Consider the following 18,037-nt stretch of genomic DNA (forward strand, 5'->3'; position numbering starts at 1 on the left):
CGCGTGCACCCCGGCCGGGGACAACCGCCCGCGGACGCGCACCCCGCTCCGGGCGAACCCACCCGCACGAGCCCCCGGCCCGCCGTACGGGCTCCCGTCACCCGGCCGCCGCCTGCCCGTCCCCCCTGATCCGCGCGTGCAGATGCATGTCGTGCCAGCCGTCCTCATGCAGCACGGCGCTCCGCATCGTGCCCTCCACCGCGAAGCCCGTCTTGAGGGCCACCCGGCAGGAGGCCTCGTTGGCCGTGGCGTGGGTGAGTTCGAGGCGGTGCAGGCCGACCACGTCCAGCGCCCAGGCGGACAGGGCGGTCACCGCGCGGGGTGCGACGCCCCGGCCCCGGGCGCGGGGCAGCGTCCAGTACGCCAGCTCCGCCTGGCCGTCGGCGAAGGTCACCTCGCGCAGCGCGACCCGGCCCGCCACCTCGTCGGTGGCCGTGTCCACGACCGCCCAGGTGGCGGTGCGCTCCTCGGTCCAGTCCGCGATCCAGCCCCCGATCCACTCGCGGGCCTCGTCCTCGGAGTCGGCCACGCGCGCGTGCCACCGCTGCAGCGCCGGGTCCTGGAACGCCTCGTACACGGCGGGCGCGTCGGTGAGCGCCCAGGGACGCAGGCGCAGGCCGCCGTCGGCGGGCAGGGTCGGCTGCTCCTGGCCCGCGAAGGTGCCGTGCTCCACCACGTTCGGGATCTTGTAAGGCATGCCGTCATCGTGCAGCGCGGCCGCCGGACAGGACAGCGATTTTCCGCGGCGGGCGCACGGCCGCCCCGGCGCCACCGCGCCCCGTACGCTTGCCCGGTGTGACCCGCAGACGCCGCACCCCGCCCGCTCCCCTGCCGCAGCGCGACGGCGTCGACCCCGTGCGGGTCCGGCTGCCGGACGGCGTGACCTGGACGACCGTGCGGGACCATCTCGTGGACCGGCTCTCGGCGCCGCCCGGCGTCATCGACGCGATGCTGCGCGACGGCCGGGTCGTCGGCGCCGACGGCGGCCCGGTGGCGCCGGACGCGCCCTACGCCCCGGGCACGTACCTGTGGTTCCACCGCGACCTGCCGGACGAGCCGCGGGTGGCGGACAGCATCGACGTCGTGTACCGCGACGAGCACATCGTCGTCGCCGACAAGCCGCACTTCCTCGCCACCATGCCGCGCGGCAGCCACATCACCCAGACCGCCCTGGCCCGGCTGCGCGCCGGCCTCGGCATCCCGGCGCTCGGCGCCGCCCACCGCCTGGACCGGCTCACCGCCGGGCTGCTCCTGTTCACCGTGCGACCCACGGAACGCGGCGCCTACCAGACCCTGTTCAGCGACCGCCGGGTGCACAAGGAGTACGAGGCCGTGGCCGCGTACGACCCCGCAGTGGAGCTGCCCCGCACCGTCCGCAGCCACATCGTCAAGGAGCGGGGCGTCCTCGCCGCCTATGAGGTGCCCGGCGCCGAACCGAACAGCGAGAGCCGCGTCGAACTCATCGAGCACGACGGCCGCCTCGGCCGCTACCGGCTGCTCCCGCACACCGGCCGCACCCACCAGCTCCGCGTCCACATGAACGCCCTCGGCCTGCCGCTCCTGGGCGACCCGCTCTACCCCGAGGTGCGCCCGCCGGTGGCGCCGGACGACTTCCGGCGCCCCCTGCAACTCCTGGCCCGTGTCCTGGAGTTCACCGATCCCGTGACGGGCGCCGCCCGCCGCTTCGAGAGCGGGCGCTCCCTGGGAGCCTGGTCCGCGTACGACGCGTGGGCCGGGCCGGCACAGGACCGGTGAGCCGCGGGCTCAGTAGCCCCGCCACCACTCCAGGAGGCGGCGCCACGCGCCCTTGCGCCGGACCGGCGCGGCCGACGGCTCCGCGGCCGGGGCGGCGGGCACAACCGGCTGCGGCGGGGCGGCCGGTGTTTCGAGGGGCAGCGGCGCCGGGGACGTCACCTCCCAGTGCTTGCGCGGCGTCGGCACGTGCGACATGGGCCGGGCCTTGACGTCCTGCGGCGGCCGTTTGCCGAACTGCACCGGCAGGTCCACCAGATGCCGCGAAAGGATCGACGACCGCCAGCTCAACTCCCGCTCGTCCACGGAGAGTTCCACATCGGGCAGCCGCATGAGCAGCGCGTCCACGCCGGTGTCGGCGATGGCGCGGCCGATGTCCTGGCCGGGGCACTCGTGCGGCCCGCCGCCGAACGCGAGGTGGGAGCGGTTGCCCTGCATGTTCGCGGACAGGTCGGGGCGTACGACGGGGTCGACATTGCCCGGCTGGATGCCGAAGAGCAGGCCGTCACCCTGCTTGATCTGCTGGCCGCCGAGCTGGGTGTCCTGCTTGGCGAAGTAGCCGCACATCGCACTGAACGGCGGCTCGTCCCACAGCGACTGCTCGACCGCCTCGGGCACGGTCATCTGACCGCCGCTGAGCTGGGCGCGGAACCGCGGGTCGGTCAGCACCACGCGCAGCACGTTCGCGATGAGGTTCGCCGTGGCCTCGTACGCCGCGATCAGCACCAGACGCAGATGGGCGGCGACCTCGTCGTCGGTGAGCTGCGCGGGCTGGGCGATGAGGGCGCTGGTGAAGTCCTCCTCGGGCTGGGCGCGGCGGCGCACGCAGTGGCGGGTGAGGGCCTCCATCACGTACGCGTTGCTCTCGATGGCAGTCGCGGTGCCCTTGATCATGTCGCGGGCCGCCTGCACCATGCGCTCGCTGTAGTCCTCGGGCATGCCGAGGACGTGCAGCATCACCATCATCGGCAGCTGCTCGGCGAACTGGCTCACCAGGTCGGCGCGGCCGGTCTCGCAGATGTCGTTGAGGAGTTTGTTGCTGTAGCGGTTGATGTGGCGGCGGATGCCGCGGTGGTCGAGGCCCGCCATGGCGCCGGTGACGGCCCCGCGCAGCCGCTGGTGCTCGGCGCCCTCGGCGAAGGTGGCCATCGGCTGCCAGGTGAACACGGGCGCGAGCGGGTTGTCCGGGCCCGCGGTGCCGTCCTTGACGGCGGTCCACTGCCGGGAGTCGCGGGTGTACTGCGACGGCGTACGGATCATGTGCAGGTTCTCGCTGTGGCCGAGCACCGCCCAGAGGCGTACGTCGTTGTGGATCAGCGCCGGGGCCACCGGGCCGTGTTCGGCGCGCAGCTTCTCGTACACGCCCGCGAGGTCCTGGTCGGCCTCGGGGCCGTACAGGCGACGCAGTCCGTCGCGGCCGAGGCTGGAGGACTGGTGGGCGGGGCAGCCGGGGGGCGGGGCGGCGGCGGGATCGGTGCCGGTGCTCGATGCGGAGTGGGGAGAGTGCCGGGAGGGGGTCGTCACGGTGGTGGCTCCGGGGTCGTGAAGGTTCCGGGGTGGTGCGGGTTCCGGGCGGGTGCGGTACGGGGGGTGGGCTCAGGTCTTGGTCGCGGAGAGGGAGTGCAGATAGCGCATGAGCGTCAGCAGCGTGTCTCTGCTGGAGACCCGGTGCCGGGCGTCGCAGTGCACGATCGGCACGCCCTGCTCCAGGTCGAGCGCCCGGCGCAGGGTGTCCATCGGGTGCCGGGGCGCGTCCGGGAAGTCGTTGACGGCGATGATGAACGGCACGCCCTTCTCCTCCAGGCGTCCGATCACGTCGAAGCTGACCTGCAGGCGACGGGTGTCGATGAGAACGACGGCACCGAGCGCTCCTTCGAAGAGGCCGTTCCACAGGAACCAGAACCGCTCCTGGCCCGGGGTGCCGAACAGATAGAGCACCAGCTCTTCGGAGATGCTGATCCGGCCGAAGTCCATGGCGACGGTCGTGGCGGTCTTGGTCTCGGAGCCGTAGTTGTCGTCGACGCCGATGCCGGCCTGCGTCATGGTCTCTTCGGTGGTCAGCGGACGGATCTCGCTGACCGAGCCCACCATCGTCGTCTTGCCGACTCCGAACCCGCCCACGATGACGACCTTCACGGCGGCCGCGGCCGTGGCGGGCAGGACGTCCTGCGCGCGGGGGCCGGTGATCGCGCCGGAGGTGAGCGTGTCAGAGCTTTTGAAGTCCATGCATCACCGCTTCGAGAAGGGAACGGTCGGGGAGTGCGGAGCGCACGATGGGGGCGCGCGCCAGCACTAAGTCCGCCGCGAGCATGTCCGTCAGGACCACGGTCACCACGCTGAACGGCAGGGCCATGTAGGCCGACAGCTCCGCGACGGACAGCGGCGTCCCGCACAGCCGCACCACGGCGGACTGTTCGGGCTGTGCCGTCGGGGAGGGATCGCCTTGGGCGACGATCAGCGTGACCAGGTCGAGCGGTGCCCGTTCGGAGTCCTCGCCGGTGAGGATGTACAGCCGCTCGGGGTTCTCCGGGCTGCGGCGTTCACGTCGGACTGGCACCTCCGCCTGGAAGCGGGCATCGGGTTCATCGCCTTGCGGGGGGTGTAGCGGATGAGTCATACGGCCTGCCCGTCTCGCCGCGGGGGGCTCGTGAGGTGCGCGCCGATGCGCACCACCAGGTCCCGCATGCGGTTGCCGATCAGTCCGGCGTCGACGGTCTCCTCGGCGAGCACGGCGAGGTAGGCCCCGGCTCCCGCGGCCATCATGTAGAAGTAGCCACCGTTGACCTCGATGATGACCATCCGCATCTTGCCGTCGCTCTCCGGGATCTCGGTGGCCACGGCGGCGGCGAGGCTCTGCAGCCCCGCGCAGGCGGCCGCGAGTCGATCGGCGGCGTCCGGGTCGCCGCCGTGGCGCGCGATGCGCAGCCCGTCGGCGGAGAGCACCACGATCTGCCGGGTGCCGTGGACGCCGTCGGCGAGTTCCTTGAGCATCCAGTCGAAATTGGCCCGCTGCTGGATCACTTCCAGCCCCCCTCGTCGGCGTTGTCGGTGCTGCCGTGGTCGTTCTCGTCGCGGACCTGTCGCTGGGCCGCCGGGTCGCCGGGGCGGTCGCCCTCGGTCGGGTCGTCGCCGTTGACGCCCTTCATGAAGGCCTCGATCCACAGACCGGGTTCCTTCTCCTCCCGCGGGGCGGGCGGCGGAGGCGGCGGCGGGGCGGCGGCCATGGCCGCCTCGGCGCGGCGCTGGGCCTCGGCCTCCTGCGCGTAGCGCTCGCCGAGCGACATCTTGACGCGACTTCTGCGCTGTGGAAGGCCGTTGGCCGTCCACTCGGTGACCTCGGGGATCTCGTCCTCCATGGACACCGTGAGCGGCATGGAGGGGCGGGGCACCGTGGTGACCTTGCGCGGCTTCTTGCGGCGGATGTCGCGGGCCTCTTCGATGATCGTGCCGTCGGCGTTCACCCGCGGCACGGCGGAGGCGCCGATGCCGTGCGCGAGCCCCGGCGCGGCCCCGGTGGTGATCATCTCGCGCGGCACGATGAGGACGGCGCGCACGCCGCCGTACGCGGACTGCCTGAGCGACACCTGGAGGTTGTACATCTGCGAGAGCCGGCCGACGACGGCCATGCCCAGGCGGGGCGTCTCGCCGAGGTCGTTGAGGTCCATGCCCTGCTGGGCCTTCTCCAGCATCCGCTCGGCGCGGCCGCGGGCCTCCTCGCTGAGGCTGACGCCGCCGTCCTCGATCTCCACGGCGATACCGGTCTGCACCTCGACCGCGGTGACGTGCACCCGGGTCTGCGGCGGCGAGTAGCGGGTGGCGTTGTCGAGCAGTTCGGCGCAGGCGTGGATCAGCGGCTCCACCTTGGTGCCGTGGATGGCGACCTTGGCGATGGAGTGCAGATCGACGCGCTGGTACTCCAGGATCCGGGACATGGCGCCGCGCAACACGCTGAACAGCGGTACGGGCTTGGGCCACTGGCGTCCCGGGCGGGCGCCGCCGAGCACGGTGATCGAGTCGGCGAGGCGGCCGATGAGGGCCGTGCCGTGGTCGATGCGCAGCAGGTCGTCGAAGACCTCGGGGTTGCGGCCGTGGAACTCCTCCATGTCGCGCAGTTCGGCGGCCTGCTGGTGAACGATGGACTGCACGCGCCGCGCGATGTTGACGAAGGCGCGCTGGGAGTTCTCGCGCATCTCCTCTTCGCGGTCGAGGGTGTCGAGGATGTGGCGCAGCAGGATGCGCTGGGCCTGCGGCAGGCGGCGGTTGGTCTCGTCGCCGTCGATGACGTGCCGGATGACCTCCGAGGGCGCCTCGCCCTGCCGGACCCGGTAGAGGGTCTCCGGCAGCAGCTCGCGGCCAAGACGGATGGTGTCCTCGTCGTGGGTCTCGATGCGGCGCTGGAGGTGGGCGGTCTGTTTCGCGTGGCTCCGGTGCAGGTCGCGGATGACGCGGCCGCGGCGCGCCGCCTCGGCGCCGACGGCGACGACCATGAGCGTGGCGACGGCGCCGCACCAGCCGACCGCGATCCGGGCCGGCTCGGTCACCGCGGCGACGGCGGCTCCCGTCGCCGCCGCCATCACCATGGCCGGCAGCAACAGCACGCGTGCGTAAGGGACTTCTCGGCCACCGGGAGGCGATTGAACACTCACCATGTATGCCCTCTGAACACTCGTCGTGGGGGAGGAAGTTGGGGAACGGTACGGGGGTGACTTCGGTTGCGCATGGGATGCATGTGATTGATGTGGGGGTGCCGAAGGGATGCGGGGTATTGATGCGTCTTCCGCCGGGTTCGGCCCCGCGCGAGAAAACGAACTTTCGAATATCCGGGAACAAGCGCGCGAATCTGTCGCAACTCGTTCAACTCGCCGCGCTTCGGGCGAGCTTAGTCCGCTCGCATCACGCTGGAGTCATATTCGGCAACCCTCTGCGAGCGCCCGCCGAGAGGCATACACTCTGCTCCATTTGCACGCATGGCGACCGGAACGCTGCGTGCGGTGACGATTCGGGGGCGCGCACCGGGCGCCAACGACGGCGCGGGCACGAAGAAGGCCCCCACCGGTTTCACCCGGCAGGGGCCGCCCCAGAGCTGATGTACGTCAGCCGACGGAGCTGTACGCCACCACACCGCGCAGCAGTTCCTCCACCGCCTTGCGCGCGTTCTTCCCGACCGTGCTGCCCTCGCGCGGCGCCGCCGCCGAGATCTGCCCGAGCACGTCGATGACCTGCTTGCACCAGCGCACGAAGTCACCGGCCGGCATCTCCGCCTCGCGCAGCACCTCGTCCAGGCCCTTGCCGCTCGCCCACATGTACGCCGCCCAGGCGAAGCCGAGGTCGGGCTCGCGCTGCCCGACGCCCTCGGCCTGGTTGATCTTGAACTCCTCCTCCAGGGCGTCGAGCCGGCCCCAGATGCGGACCATCTCGCCGAGCGCCGCCTTGGCCCCGCCGGAGGGCAGCTTCGGCGCGAGCGCGTCGTCGCTGACCCGGGCCTCGTACACCAACGCCGAGACGCACGCGGCCAGTTCGGCAGGGCCGAGCCCCTCCCAGACCCGGGCGCGCAGGCATTCGCTGGCCAGCAGGTCCAGCTCACCGTACAGCCGGGCGAGGCGCTTGCCGTGTTCGGTGACCTCGTCGCCGCGCAGATAGTCGAGCTCGGTGAGCAGCGCGACGATGCGGTCGAAGGTGCGGGCGATGGTGTTGGTGCGGCCCTCGATGCGCCGCTCCAACTGCTGGGTGTCGCGCCGCAGTCGGTAGTACCGCTCGGCCCAGCGGGCGTGGTCCTCGCGCTCGTCGCAGCCGTGGCACGGGTGCGCGCGCAGCTCGGCGCGCAGCCGGGTGATCTCGTGGTCGTCGGCGGCGGCCGCGCGGCCCTTGCGGTGCCGCTCGGGCACGAGGTGCCCGGCCTTGGTGCGCAGCGCGGTGGCGAGGTCGCGGCGCGACTGCGGGGAGCGCGCGTTGAACGACTTCGGGATGCGCATCCGCTCCACGGCCTCGACGGGCACCGGGAAGTCCATCGACGCGAGCCGCTTGACCTGCCGCTCGGCGGTGAGCACCAGCGGCCGCGGCCCGTCCTGGTGCTCGAAGCCGCGGTGCCCGTTGGCCCGGCCCGCGGGCAGCCCCGGGTCGAGCACGAGCGCGAGGCCCGCGTACTTCCCGGTCGGCACGTGGATCACGTCGCCCGGCTTGAGCTTCTCCAGGGCGGCCGCGGCGGCGGCCCTGCGCTGGTTGGCGCCCTGCTTGGCCAGGTCGTTCTCGCGGTCCTTGAGCTCGCGGCGCAGCCGCGCGTACTCCTCGAAGTCGCCGAGGTGGCAGGTCATCGAGGCGTGATAGCCCTCTAGGCCTTCTTCGTTCTTCTGCACCTGCCGGGAGATCCCGACGACCGACTTGTCGGCCTGGAACTGCGCGAAGGACGTCTCAAGGAGCTCGCGCGAGCGGTGCCGCCCGAACTGCTCGACCAGGTTCACCGCCATGTTGTACGACGGCTTGAAGCTGGAGCGCAGCGGGTACGTACGCGTGCCCGCGAGGCCCGCCAGGTGCTCGGGGCTCATGGCGCGCTGCCACAGGACGACCGCATGGCCCTCGACGTCGATGCCGCGACGGCCCGCGCGACCGGTGAGCTGGGTGTACTCCCCCGGGGTGATGTCGGCGTGCTGTTCGCCGTTCCACTTCACGAGCTTCTCCAGGACCACGCTGCGCGCGGGCATGTTGATGCCGAGCGCGAGGGTCTCGGTGGCGAACACTGCCTTCACCAGGCCGCGGACGAACAGTTCCTCCACGACCTCCTTGAAGGTCGGCAGCATGCCCGCGTGGTGGGCGGCGATGCCGCGCTCCAGGCCCTCCAGCCACTCGTAGTACCCGAGGACGTGCAGGTCCTCGTTCGGGATGGACTCGGTGCGCTCCTCGACGAGTTCACGCACCCGCAGCCGCGCGTCGTCGTCGTTCAGCCGCAGTCCCGCGTACAGACACTGCTGCACGGCGGCCTCGCAGCCCGCGCGGCTGAAGATGAACGTGATGGCGGGCAGCAGCCCTTCGGCGTCCAGGCGCTCGATGACCTCGGGGCGGGCGGGTGTCCAGATCCGCGACCGCGATCTGCGCTCCCGCTCGCGGTCGGCCTCACGGACCATCTTGCCCTTGCGGCGGTCCCGCGGGTTGTACGACCGGCTGGCCTCCAGGCGGGCCATCCGGGTCAGGTCCGGGTTGACCGCCTTGCGCTGGCCCTCGCCCTCCTCGAAGAGGTCGTACATCCGGCGGCCCGCGAGCACGTGCTGGAACAGCGGCACGGGGCGGTGCTCGGAAACGATCACTTCGGTGTCACCGCGGACCGTGTCGAGCCAGTCCCCGAACTCCTCCGCGTTCGAGACGGTGGCCGAGAGCGACACCAGGGTGACCGACTCCGGAAGGTGAATGATCACTTCCTCCCAGACGGCGCCGCGGAAGCGGTCGGAGAGGTAGTGCACCTCGTCCATCACCACGTAGCCGAGGCCGCGCAGGGACTGGGAGCCCGCGTACAGCATGTTCCGCAGGACCTCGGTGGTCATCACGACCACCGGTGCCTCGGAGTTGACGCTGTTGTCGCCCGTGAGCAGGCCGACCTGGTCCGCGCCGTACCGCTTGGCGAGGTCCGCGTACTTCTGGTTGGAGAGCGCCTTGATCGGCGTGGTGTAGAAACACTTCTTGCCCTGCTGGAGGGCGAGGTGCACGGCGAACTCGCCGACGATCGTCTTGCCGGAGCCCGTGGGGGCGGCCACGAGCACGCCCTTGCCGGCTTCGAGCGCCTGGCACGCCTCGATCTGGAAGGGGTCGAGGCCGAATTCGTACATCTCGCGGAAGGGCGCGAGTGCGGTGGCCTGCTCGGCGGCACGCTGACGCGCCGCCGCATACCGCTCGGCCGGTGAGAGGTCCTCTGTCATCGTGCTTTCGAGCCTACCGGCCACCACTGACAACGGACGATCATTATCGGGACCGGGGGGAATCCGCAGGTGGCGGGCGTGCGCCGCGTGCGCCCCCCGGTGCGGGAAGCGGTCACGGCCCGAGGACGCGCACCGCCCCCGGCACGCAGGTGGCGGTCAGCGGCAGCTCCCCCAGGCGCTCCCCGTCCGCGTACCCGGTGGTCCCCGCCGCCTCGATCCGCACCTTCGCGGCCCGGTGCGCGGTGACCTTCGGGTGGTCCAGGTGCGTGCCCTTGTAGACCCGCGGAAAGACCTTCAGGAGCGTGCTGCGGCTGCAGTCGCCGACGACCGTGACGTCGAAGAGCCCGTCGCTCATGTCGGCCCCGGCGCAGATCCGCATGCCGCCGCCGTACGACGACCCGTTGCCGATCGCGACCAGCGTCGCGTCGACCTCGTGGACGTCGCCGTCGTCCAGGACGACGCGGTACGGCACCGGCTTGAACGCGGCCAGTTCGGCGAGCATGGCGAGGTCGTACTTGAACCGTCCGGTGGGCCAGCGCATGCGGTTGCCCCGGTCGTTGACCCGTGAGTCGAACCCGGAGGCGAGCACCGTCCCGAACCAGGTCGCGCCGACCCGTCCGAGGTCGACATCCCGGATCCGCTCCTCCTTCAGGGCCGCGGCGACGAGGGCGCCCGCGGCGGCGGGTTCCCGCACAGGCAGGCCGAGGGCGCGCGCGAAGTCGTTGCCGGTGCCCACGGCGATCACCCCGAGCGGGGTGCGAGTCCCGGCGACGGCCTGGAGGGCGAGGCTCGCCATGCCGTCGCCGCCGACGGCTATCAGGGCTCCGGTGCCGCCGTCGACGGCGGTCCTGGCCCGGCGCAGCGCGTCCCCGGCGTCCTCGCCGATGACGGTCCGTACGGAGAATCCGGCCGCGCGCAGGGCGGCCGCGGCGGGCTGCGCGGCGTGCGCGCCCCGGCCGCGGCCCGCGGTGGGATTGACGAAGAGGGTGATCTCGCTGGTCACGGGCGGACCCTACACAGCGGTCCGCCGCCGCAACCAGTCGTGGGGCTCGGCGCCCCGGCGCCCGAGTGGCGTCGTCGTGCCTGTCAGGTGACGTCGTCGTAGCCGTTGTACCGGGAGGTGCGGCCCTCGGCGCCGCTGCTGTCGGTCTGCTCGGGGAGCGCCTTGGCGGCGGGGACGGGCGGGTTCCCGTTGATCGGCTCGGGGGTGAGGTCGAGGTCGGAGGCCTCGTCGTCGTCGAGTTCCGCGTCGGGGTCGGCGCGGCGGCGGCGTTTGTCGTTCAGGACCGAGAAGCCGACGGCGAGGAAGTACAGGACCACGATGGGTCCGGCGAGGGCGAGCATGCCGACGGGGTCGGTCGTGGGGGTCGCCACCGCGCCGAACACGAAGACGCCCATGACGACGCCGCGCCACCAGCCGAGCATGCGGCGGCCGGTGACCATGCCGGTCATGTTGAGCATGACGAGCAGCAGCGGCAGTTCGAAGGAGGCGCCGAAGACCAGGACCATCCTGACGCTGAAGTCGAGGATCTTGTCCATCGGCAGGATGTTCTCGGAGCCCTCGGGCGTGATGCCGAGGAGCACCCGGATGCTGACGGGCATGATCACGTATGCCAGCCAGGCGCCGCCGAAGAACAGCGGCACGGCCGCGGACACGAAGGCGTAGGTGTACTTGCGCTCGCTCTTGTGCAGTCCGGGCGCGACGAAGGCCCAGAGCTGATAGAGCCAGATCGGGCTGGCGCCGATGATGCCCGCCATGAGGGACACCTTCACCGTCGTGGTGAAGGGCGAGAGGAGATCCGTGTACGCGACGGTGGCGCACTCACCGCCGGTCGTCGACATGCCCTCCTTGCAGCGGGGCACGGGGTCGGCGAGGAACTCCATGAGTTGCTCGCTGTAGAACGCGGCGACGATCGCGACGATCGTGATCGCCAGCATCCCCTTCGCGAGCCGGTTGCGGAGCTCGCGCAGATGGTCCGCGAGAGGCATCCGCCCCTCGGGGTCCCTCTCCTTCTTGCGGGCAGACTTGAGCAACCCACGTCCTCATCTCGTGCGGCAGGCCGGCGGTGGCAGCCGGCCTTGGATCAGCGCTGCGTCGTGTGGTCGGTCGGCTCGGCGACCGGACGGGAGCTGCTCACGTCGCCGGGGGCCGCCTGGATCGTACGGGGCTGCTGCTGCGGGGCGCTCTGGTCGGCGGGCGCGGGCGGGTCGGCCGGGGCCTTCTCGTCCTGCTTGCCGTCCGACTTCATCGCCTTGGCCTCGCTCTTGAGGATGCGCGCCGACTTGCCGAGGGACCGGGCCATGTCCGGCAGCTTCTTCGCGCCGAAGAGCAGGACCAGGATGACGAGGATCAGGATGATCTCGGTGGGGCCGAGCCTACCCATAGCTGTCTACCTTCTTCACCGAGGCGTCAGATTTCGGGACCGGCTGTCGGACAGTCGTCCGACCACCGGGCTTGGCAGCGATCGTAACCCCCTGGAGTAAACGCAGGGCAATCCCCGTGCATACTCCCAGTTGCGGCCCGCGCCTCACATTTCGGGCCACTTCAGCAGCGTACCTGCCGGGTATGGGGAGTTGACAGGCCGCACCACGCCCCGCGCCGACGCCCGGCCGGGGCGGGCGGTCAGCCGAGGTCCCTGCCCGCGTGCGCCATGCCGGTCGCGGCCTTCTCCAGGTCCTCGGCGGCGCGGTTGATCCGCCGCGTGGTCTCGGAGACCTGACGGCCGAGCCGCTGCGCCTCGATGAAGACCTTGATCGCGAACACACTCAGGACGGCGAGGCCGCAGAACCCCAAGCCCACCGCCAGCATCGCCCAGAACATGTGCCGAGCCTAGACGGTCGAGTGCAGCCGCAGGGTCCGCACCCCGCCCCCGGTGAGCAGCTCGACGATGCGCTCCCCGGCGGGCTTGCGCACGGCGGTGCCGCACTCCGGGCAGGTGAAGGAGTAGAAGGTCGTACGGCGGCTGGCGCCGATGGCCAACCGCAAGGACCCCGCGGCCAGTTCGAAGCGGGCCCGGCAGTCCGGGCAGGCGGCCTTGAAGAGAACCGCGGCCACCGACTGGGGCGAAAGGGGCATCAGTGACATACTGCGCAACTCTCCTCAGTTCCGTTCTCCACGCACCGCACGGTCCCGCACCACGGGGTCACGCCCCCGCGGTGCCGTCCCCGTCCACGCTCTCCTCGGCCTGCTCCCCCTCGTACGCCGCCAGCGCCTCCTGGGCCGCGCGGCGGGCGCTGTCCGTCAGGTCCTGGGGCGAGACGATGTGGCCGTCGCGGCCCAGGCGCAGGGCGAGACGGCGCAGCGACGCCGGATCGGGCGTGCGCAGGGTGATGCGCAGGCCGCCGTCGGGCAGCTCGTCCGCGCTGTCGTGCGGGTAGTACTCGGCGACCCAGCGGCCGCCGGGGCCCACCTCCACGACGACCTCGGGGTCCTCGGCGGCAGGCTGCACAAGCCCCGCCGAGAGGTCCCGCAGTTCGACCTCGGGCGGCGCGGACGGCTCGTCCAGGATCTTGATCTCGGCGACCCGGTCGAGGCGGAAGGTGCGCCGCGCCTCGGAGCGGCGGCACCACGCCTCCACATAGGTGTGACCGACGCTGACGAGCCGGATCGGGTCGATCTCGCGCTCGCTGAGCTGGTCGCGGGCCGGGGAGTAGTAGCGGATCCAGAGTCTGCGGCGCTCGGAGATGGCGCGGTCCACATCGGCGAAGACGCCGCCCTCGGACTCGAAGGTGACCGACAGCCGGGAGCTGGCCCCGGCGGCCTCGCCGGCGGCCTCCTCCAGCTTCGCCGTGGCGCGCAGCAGGGCGAGCCGGTCGCCCTCGCGCAGGCCGGGCAGCGTGGCGACCGCGCGCGCGGCCACGAGCAGTGCCGTGGCCTCGTCCGCAGCGAGCCGCAGCGGCTCGGCCGTGTCCGCGCCGAGGGCGCCGGGGTTGCGCCACCAGATGCGGTCGCCGTCGGTGTCGATGTCGAGGAGGTCCCCGCCGCGGAAGCTGGTCCCGCACAGCGGCAGGACGTCAAGGTCGGAGATCAGCTCGTCGGGGGTGATGCCGAAGGCGCGGGCGACATCGGCGACGCGGGCGCCGGGGCGCTCGCGCAGATAGGTCACCAGGGACAGCATGCGCCTGGTCTGGTCGATGGCGTTCGCGGCCATTGCTAGTTCCGTTCCCCCTCAGGCCTTGGCCACGGCACGCAGCCGGTCCACGACGTCCGCCCGCAGCTCGGCGGGCTCCAGGACCACCACATCGGGCCCGAACTCCACCAGCCAGGCGTCCAGACCGTGCCCGTACGGAATCTCCAACTCGTCCCAGCCCTCGCCGAGTTCCCGGGCGGCGACGGCCTTGGCGCGCAGCGGATACCCGGCGCCCTTGCGCAGCCGGATCAGCGCGGTGCCGTCCGCCCGCTCCCCCGCCCAGCTCGCCACGGTCTCGCGCACGGTCACCACGTCGGGCACCTCGGCGCGGAACTTCCCGGCGCGCGAGCGGACCTTGCCGGTGATGCGGGAGAGCCGGAACACGCGCTCGGCCTCGCGGTCGCGGTCCCAGCCCGCGAGGTACCAGTGGCCGCGCCAGCACTCCAGGGCCCAGGGCTCGACCTGGCGCTGCTCGGGGCGCGCGGCGGTGGCCTTGCGGTAGTCGAAGACGACGGGGCGCCGGTCGCGGCAGGCGAGCATCAGCGGCTCGAAGGACGCCTCGTGGACGGGAATGTGCGGTTCCAGGGCGCCGTGCGACTCGTACGGGTCCACGTCCTCGGGCAGGCCCGCGGCGCGCAGCTTCTGCAGGGCGCCGCTCGCCGCGCCCGCGAGCCGGGCCTGCTGCCACACCTTCGCGGCGAGGCCGAGGGCGGCGGCCTCCTCGGCGTCGAGCGTGATGGGCGGGAGCCGGTTGCTGTCGCGGCGGGCGAGATAGCCGACCTCGCCGTCCAGGTTCTCCACCGTCTCGATGACCAGGCCGAGTTCGCGCAGATCGTCCTTGTCGCGCTCGAACATGCGGTTGAAGGAGTCCTCGGACCCGGTGGACGGCCCGGAGAGCGCGCTCCGGCCCGGTCCGAAGGGTGCGCCCGGTCCCGGCCCGAAGGCCTCGACGTAGGCCTCGATGGACTCCCGCAGCTCACGCTTGCTGAGCGGACGCCTCGTCCCGAGCAGACACAGCGCCAGATTCATCAGCCGCTCGGCCTTGGCAATGGCCATCGACGCCCTTTCTCTCTCCCGGTCGACGACCGTACCGCCCCGGGGTGTCGCGGCAAAAGCCGAGGGCCCCGCCGTAGCCGGCAGGGGCCCTCGACGGACGTGTCCGGTCGCGGCCGGGCTCGCCCGGGTCCGGCCCGGCGGCTCGCCGCGGCCGGGGTGCGTAAACCGGCGGCGGTCAGACCGCGACCAGGTCGCAGACGAAGATCAGCGTCTCGCCGGGGGCGATGCGGCCGCCACCGGCGCCGCGGTCGCCGTACGCCAGGTGCGCCGGGATGGTCAGCTCGCGACGGCCGCCGACCTTCATGCCCTGCACGCCCTGGTCCCAGCCGGAGATGACCTGGCCGGCGCCGAGCTGGAACTCCAGCGGGTTGCCGCGGTTCCAGGAGGCGTCGAACTCCTCGCCGGTGGAGAAGGCCACGCCCACGTAGTGGACCTTGACGAAGTCGCCCGCCTTGGCGACGGCGCCTTCGCCCTCCCAGATGTCCTTGATCTGCAGGTCAGCGGGGGGCTCACCGACGGGGAAGTCGACCTCGGGCTTGTCGATGTTCACGAATAACTCCTGCTCATGTGCAATATGGGCAACCGGGACAGTCTCGCATCCCGCGACGTCACATCTTGGCGAGGATGTCCACGGAGAAGACCAGCGTGGAGTCCTTCTTGATGGAGCTGCCCTGCGGCGGCTTGTTGGCGTAGCCGTCCTTGGGGGGCACGACGACCAGGACGCGGCTGCCGACCTTCTTGCCCTTCAGGCCCTCGCGCCAGCCGGGGATGACCTGCGCCAGCGAGAACTGCGCGAGCTGACCGCTCTTGTACGAGGAGTCGAACTGCTTGCCGTCCGCCCACAGCACGCCCTTGTACTGGCAGAGCAGCGTGTCGCTCTCCTTGACCTCGTCGCCGTCGCCCTCGATGACGTAGGCGGAGGCGACCCTCTTGGGGGCGTCCGTCTTCGGCACGTCGATGGTGGGTGCCTTGCCGTCGGTGTTCGTCCCGACCTTCGGCAGGTCCTTGTTCTCCTGGGCGACTTCCTTGCCCTTGGCGGAGCTCTTCGTGCTGAACGTGTTCACGATGTCGACGACGAAGACCAGGGTGTCCGTGCCCTTGATGCCCGCCTGCTTGTTGCCCTGCTTGCCGTACCCCAGCTCCGGGGGGATGGCGAGCTCGACGCGGCTGTCGATCTTCTTGCCGACCAGGGCCTGGTCCCAGCCCGGGATGACCTGGCCGACGCCGATCGGGAAGATCGTGGGCGCCTTGCGGTCGTAGGAGTTGTCGAAGACCTTGGCCGTGTCCCAGATCTGGCCCAGGTAGTGAGCCTGGAGATAGTCGCCCTTGGCGACCGTGGCGCCCTTGCCCGCGATGAGCGTCTTCACCGCGAGGTCGGTGGACGGCTTGCCGGAGCCCTTGGCGACCGTCGGCTTCTCGCCGAACTTCGTGCCCTTGGTCACGGCGGGCACGGGACCGTCGACGATCTTCGCCTTCGGCGGCGTGGAGTTCGACGGGGACGGGCTGTCCTTGGACTTGGCCTTGTCGGGCTTGTCGTCGTCGCCGCATCCGGCCAGGGTCAGCAGGCCGGCCGGAACGGCCAGGAGAAGTGAGCGTCGGCGCACGGTGGGGGCCTCGTATCGATCGATCTTGTGGGTTGGCGTGCGCGCAACTCTACGCAGTGAGAAGGGCGCCGTACGAGGAACGTACGGCGCCCCGCGTTGCGTTCCCACAACACCCTGGCGTCTCGTGGGCCACAAACCGGCCACCCACCGACCATGAGCCGGTCACCCGCCGACCGCGGTCCGGTCACCCGGCGGCCGGGCCCGGCTCACCCTGCCCGGCTCACATTCCGGCGATCAGCTTCTCCACCCGGTCGTCGACGGAACGGAACGGGTCCTTGCACAACACGGTGCGCTGCGCCTGGTCGTTGAGCTTGAGGTGCACCCAGTCCACCGTGAAGTCCCTGCGCTGCTCCTGCGCCCGGCGGATGAAGTCGCCGCGCAGCCGCGCCCGGGTGGTCTGCGGCGGCACCGACTTGCCCTCGAAGATCTTCAAGTCGTTGCAGATCCGGGCTGCTTGGCCCTTCCTCTCCAGGAGGTAGTACAGCCCACGACGGCGGTGGATGTCGTGATACGCGAGGTCTATCTGGGCGACCCGCGGGTGCGACATCGTCATGTTGTTCTTGGCCCGATAGCGCTCGATGAGCTTGTACTTCATCACCCAGTCGATCTCGGTGCCGATGCGGTCCAGGTCCTCGGCCTCGATCGAGTCGAGCGTGCGGCCCCACAGTTCGAGGACCTGCTCGACCGTGCCGGTGCGGATGCCCCGGCGGTCGACGAAGTCGACGGCCTTCTCGTAGTACTCGCGCTGCACCTCCAGGGCGGAGGCCTCCCGGCCGCTGGCCAGGCGGACCTTGCGGCGTCCGGTGATGTCGTGGCTGACCTCACGGATGGCCCGGATCGGGTTCTCCAGCGTCAGGTCCCGCATCACCGTGCCCGCTTCGATCATCCGCAGGACGAGATCGGTCGCGCCCACCTTCAGAAGCATGGTCGTCTCGGACATGTTCGAGTCGCCGACGATCACATGCAGTCGGCGGTAGCGCTCGGCGTCCGCGTGTGGTTCGTCACGCGTATTGATGATCGGCCGCGAGCGTGTCGTCGCCGACGACACACCCTCCCAGATGTGCTCCGCGCGCTGGCTCACGCAGTACACCGCGCCGCGCGGGGTCTGCAGCACCTTGCCCGCGCCGCACAGCAACTGCCGGGTGACGAGGAACGGAATCAGGATGTCCGCGAGACGCGAGAACTCCCCGTGCCGGGCCACGAGATAGTTCTCATGACAACCATAGGAGTTTCCCGCCGAGTCGGTGTTGTTCTTGAAGAGATAGACGTCGCCCGCGATTCCCTCCTCGTGCAGGCGGCGTTCGGCGTCGACGAGCAGGCCTTCCAGAATGCGCTCGCCTGCCTTGTCGTGGGTGACCAGCTCGGTCACGTTGTCACACTCGGGTGTCGCGTATTCCGGATGTGATCCCACGTCGAGATACAGGCGGGCGCCGTTCCGCAGAAAGACGTTGCTGCTGCGGCCCCATGACACAACACGGCGGAAGAGGTAGCGCGCCACTTCGTCAGGCGACAGACGGCGCTGTCCCCTGAACGTGCACGTGACGCCGTACTCGTTCTCCAGCCCGAAAATGCGGCGGTCCATGACTGAACA

The 18,037-nt window shown here is 71.2% G+C and carries 18 protein-coding genes; 1 reads left to right on the top strand and 17 read right to left on the bottom strand.

The window, feature by feature from the left end:
* Nucleotides 1–97: 97 nt before the first annotated feature.
* On the bottom strand, nucleotides 98–697 hold the full coding sequence (locus tag IE274_RS29325) for a GNAT family N-acetyltransferase (protein WP_190118944.1): 600 nt from the start codon (nucleotides 695–697) through the stop codon (nucleotides 98–100).
* Nucleotides 698–795: 98 nt separating this feature from the next.
* Here IE274_RS29325 and IE274_RS29330 point away from each other — a divergent pair, with 98 nt between their 5' ends.
* Nucleotides 796–1,755: a pseudouridine synthase gene (locus tag IE274_RS29330; RefSeq protein WP_229909891.1), complete on the top strand. Its 960-nt coding sequence runs from the start codon at nucleotides 796–798 to the stop codon at nucleotides 1,753–1,755.
* 9 nt (nucleotides 1,756–1,764) lie between these two features.
* On the opposite strand, the gene IE274_RS29335 is transcribed toward IE274_RS29330, so the two are convergent.
* The 16 genes from IE274_RS29335 to pafA all read right to left on the bottom strand — a co-directional run bounded on the left by IE274_RS29335 (nucleotide 1,765) and on the right by pafA (nucleotide 18,028).
* Nucleotides 1,765–3,276 carry a cytochrome P450 gene (locus IE274_RS29335; RefSeq protein WP_190118946.1) on the bottom strand — a complete coding sequence of 504 codons (1,512 nt, stop codon included), beginning with the start codon at nucleotides 3,274–3,276 and terminating at the stop codon, nucleotides 1,765–1,767.
* Between the two features lie 72 nt (nucleotides 3,277–3,348).
* Nucleotides 3,349–3,978, bottom strand: coding sequence for a GTP-binding protein (locus IE274_RS29340; RefSeq protein ID WP_190118947.1), 630 nt, complete (start codon nucleotides 3,976–3,978; stop codon nucleotides 3,349–3,351).
* Entirely contained in the window at nucleotides 3,959–4,369 is a 411-nt protein-coding gene (locus tag IE274_RS29345) for a DUF742 domain-containing protein (protein WP_190118948.1), read from the bottom strand. The genes IE274_RS29340 and IE274_RS29345 overlap by 20 nt, the downstream gene beginning before the upstream one ends.
* Nucleotides 4,366–4,773: a roadblock/LC7 domain-containing protein gene (locus tag IE274_RS29350; RefSeq protein WP_190118949.1), complete on the bottom strand. Its 408-nt coding sequence runs from the start codon at nucleotides 4,771–4,773 to the stop codon at nucleotides 4,366–4,368. The genes IE274_RS29345 and IE274_RS29350 overlap by 4 nt, the downstream gene beginning before the upstream one ends.
* On the bottom strand, nucleotides 4,770–6,401 hold the full coding sequence (locus IE274_RS29355) for an ATP-binding protein (RefSeq protein ID WP_190118950.1): 1,632 nt from the start codon (nucleotides 6,399–6,401) through the stop codon (nucleotides 4,770–4,772). The genes IE274_RS29350 and IE274_RS29355 overlap by 4 nt, the downstream gene beginning before the upstream one ends.
* 444 nt (nucleotides 6,402–6,845) lie before the next feature.
* Nucleotides 6,846–9,656, bottom strand: coding sequence for a DEAD/DEAH box helicase (locus tag IE274_RS29360; RefSeq protein WP_190118951.1), 2,811 nt, complete (start codon nucleotides 9,654–9,656; stop codon nucleotides 6,846–6,848).
* Nucleotides 9,657–9,768: 112 nt separating this feature from the next.
* The gene (locus IE274_RS29365; protein WP_190118952.1) at nucleotides 9,769–10,659 is read right to left on the bottom strand and encodes a diacylglycerol kinase; all 891 of its coding nucleotides are present in this window, start codon (nucleotides 10,657–10,659) and stop codon (nucleotides 9,769–9,771) included.
* Nucleotides 10,660–10,742: 83 nt separating this feature from the next.
* Nucleotides 10,743–11,690 carry a twin-arginine translocase subunit TatC gene (gene tatC / locus IE274_RS29370; RefSeq protein ID WP_482715408.1) on the bottom strand — a complete coding sequence of 316 codons (948 nt, stop codon included), beginning with the start codon at nucleotides 11,688–11,690 and terminating at the stop codon, nucleotides 10,743–10,745.
* A 50-nt stretch (nucleotides 11,691–11,740) separates the two neighbouring features.
* Nucleotides 11,741–12,040, bottom strand: coding sequence for a Sec-independent protein translocase subunit TatA (tatA, locus tag IE274_RS29375; protein WP_190118953.1), 300 nt, complete (start codon nucleotides 12,038–12,040; stop codon nucleotides 11,741–11,743).
* A gap of 239 nt (nucleotides 12,041–12,279) precedes the next feature.
* Complete coding sequence (locus IE274_RS29380) at nucleotides 12,280–12,477, bottom strand: hypothetical protein (protein ID WP_190118954.1); 198 nt, start codon at nucleotides 12,475–12,477, stop codon at nucleotides 12,280–12,282.
* Between the two features lie 9 nt (nucleotides 12,478–12,486).
* The gene (locus IE274_RS29385; protein ID WP_229909893.1) at nucleotides 12,487–12,732 is read right to left on the bottom strand and encodes a phage terminase large subunit family protein; all 246 of its coding nucleotides are present in this window, start codon (nucleotides 12,730–12,732) and stop codon (nucleotides 12,487–12,489) included.
* Nucleotides 12,733–12,799: 67 nt separating this feature from the next.
* Nucleotides 12,800–13,807, bottom strand: a complete 1,008-nt coding sequence (locus IE274_RS29390) for a helix-turn-helix transcriptional regulator (RefSeq protein ID WP_190118956.1) — start codon at nucleotides 13,805–13,807, stop codon at nucleotides 12,800–12,802.
* An 18-nt stretch (nucleotides 13,808–13,825) separates the two neighbouring features.
* A complete protein-coding gene (locus IE274_RS29395) occupies nucleotides 13,826–14,842 on the bottom strand; it encodes a helix-turn-helix transcriptional regulator (RefSeq protein WP_190118957.1) in 1,017 nt (338 codons plus the stop codon).
* A 175-nt stretch (nucleotides 14,843–15,017) separates the two neighbouring features.
* Entirely contained in the window at nucleotides 15,018–15,392 is a 375-nt protein-coding gene (locus IE274_RS29400; RefSeq protein ID WP_190118958.1) for an FKBP-type peptidyl-prolyl cis-trans isomerase, read from the bottom strand.
* Between the two features lie 58 nt (nucleotides 15,393–15,450).
* Nucleotides 15,451–16,446: an FKBP-type peptidyl-prolyl cis-trans isomerase gene (locus tag IE274_RS29405; protein WP_190118959.1), complete on the bottom strand. Its 996-nt coding sequence runs from the start codon at nucleotides 16,444–16,446 to the stop codon at nucleotides 15,451–15,453.
* Nucleotides 16,447–16,666: 220 nt separating this feature from the next.
* Entirely contained in the window at nucleotides 16,667–18,028 is a 1,362-nt protein-coding gene (gene pafA, locus IE274_RS29410; protein WP_190118960.1) for a Pup--protein ligase, read from the bottom strand.
* Nucleotides 18,029–18,037: the final 9 nt, after the last annotated feature.

This window comes from Streptomyces flavofungini (assembly GCF_014650815.1).
Taxonomy (GTDB): Bacteria; Actinomycetota; Actinomycetes; order Streptomycetales; family Streptomycetaceae; genus Streptomyces; species Streptomyces flavofungini.

Excerpts from the sequence above, each read along its gene's own strand:
- IE274_RS29325 (WP_190118944.1), bottom strand. The coding sequence starts at position 697 with ATGCCTTACAAGATCCCGAACGTGGTGGAGCACGGCACCTTCGCGGGC.
- IE274_RS29340 (WP_190118947.1), bottom strand. The coding sequence starts at position 3,978 with ATGGACTTCAAAAGCTCTGACACGCTCACCTCCGGCGCGATCACCGGC.
- IE274_RS29345 (WP_190118948.1), bottom strand. The coding sequence starts at position 4,369 with ATGACTCATCCGCTACACCCCCCGCAAGGCGATGAACCCGATGCCCGC.
- IE274_RS29355 (WP_190118950.1), bottom strand. The coding sequence starts at position 6,401 with ATGGTGAGTGTTCAATCGCCTCCCGGTGGCCGAGAAGTCCCTTACGCA.
- IE274_RS29360 (WP_190118951.1), bottom strand. The coding sequence starts at position 9,656 with ATGACAGAGGACCTCTCACCGGCCGAGCGGTATGCGGCGGCGCGTCAG.
- tatA (WP_190118953.1), bottom strand. The coding sequence starts at position 12,040 with ATGGGTAGGCTCGGCCCCACCGAGATCATCCTGATCCTCGTCATCCTG.
- IE274_RS29380 (WP_190118954.1), bottom strand. The coding sequence starts at position 12,477 with ATGTTCTGGGCGATGCTGGCGGTGGGCTTGGGGTTCTGCGGCCTCGCC.
- IE274_RS29385 (WP_229909893.1), bottom strand. The coding sequence starts at position 12,732 with ATGCCCCTTTCGCCCCAGTCGGTGGCCGCGGTTCTCTTCAAGGCCGCC.
- IE274_RS29390 (WP_190118956.1), bottom strand. The coding sequence starts at position 13,807 with ATGGCCGCGAACGCCATCGACCAGACCAGGCGCATGCTGTCCCTGGTG.
- IE274_RS29395 (WP_190118957.1), bottom strand. The coding sequence starts at position 14,842 with ATGGCCATTGCCAAGGCCGAGCGGCTGATGAATCTGGCGCTGTGTCTG.
- pafA (WP_190118960.1), bottom strand. The coding sequence starts at position 18,028 with ATGGACCGCCGCATTTTCGGGCTGGAGAACGAGTACGGCGTCACGTGC.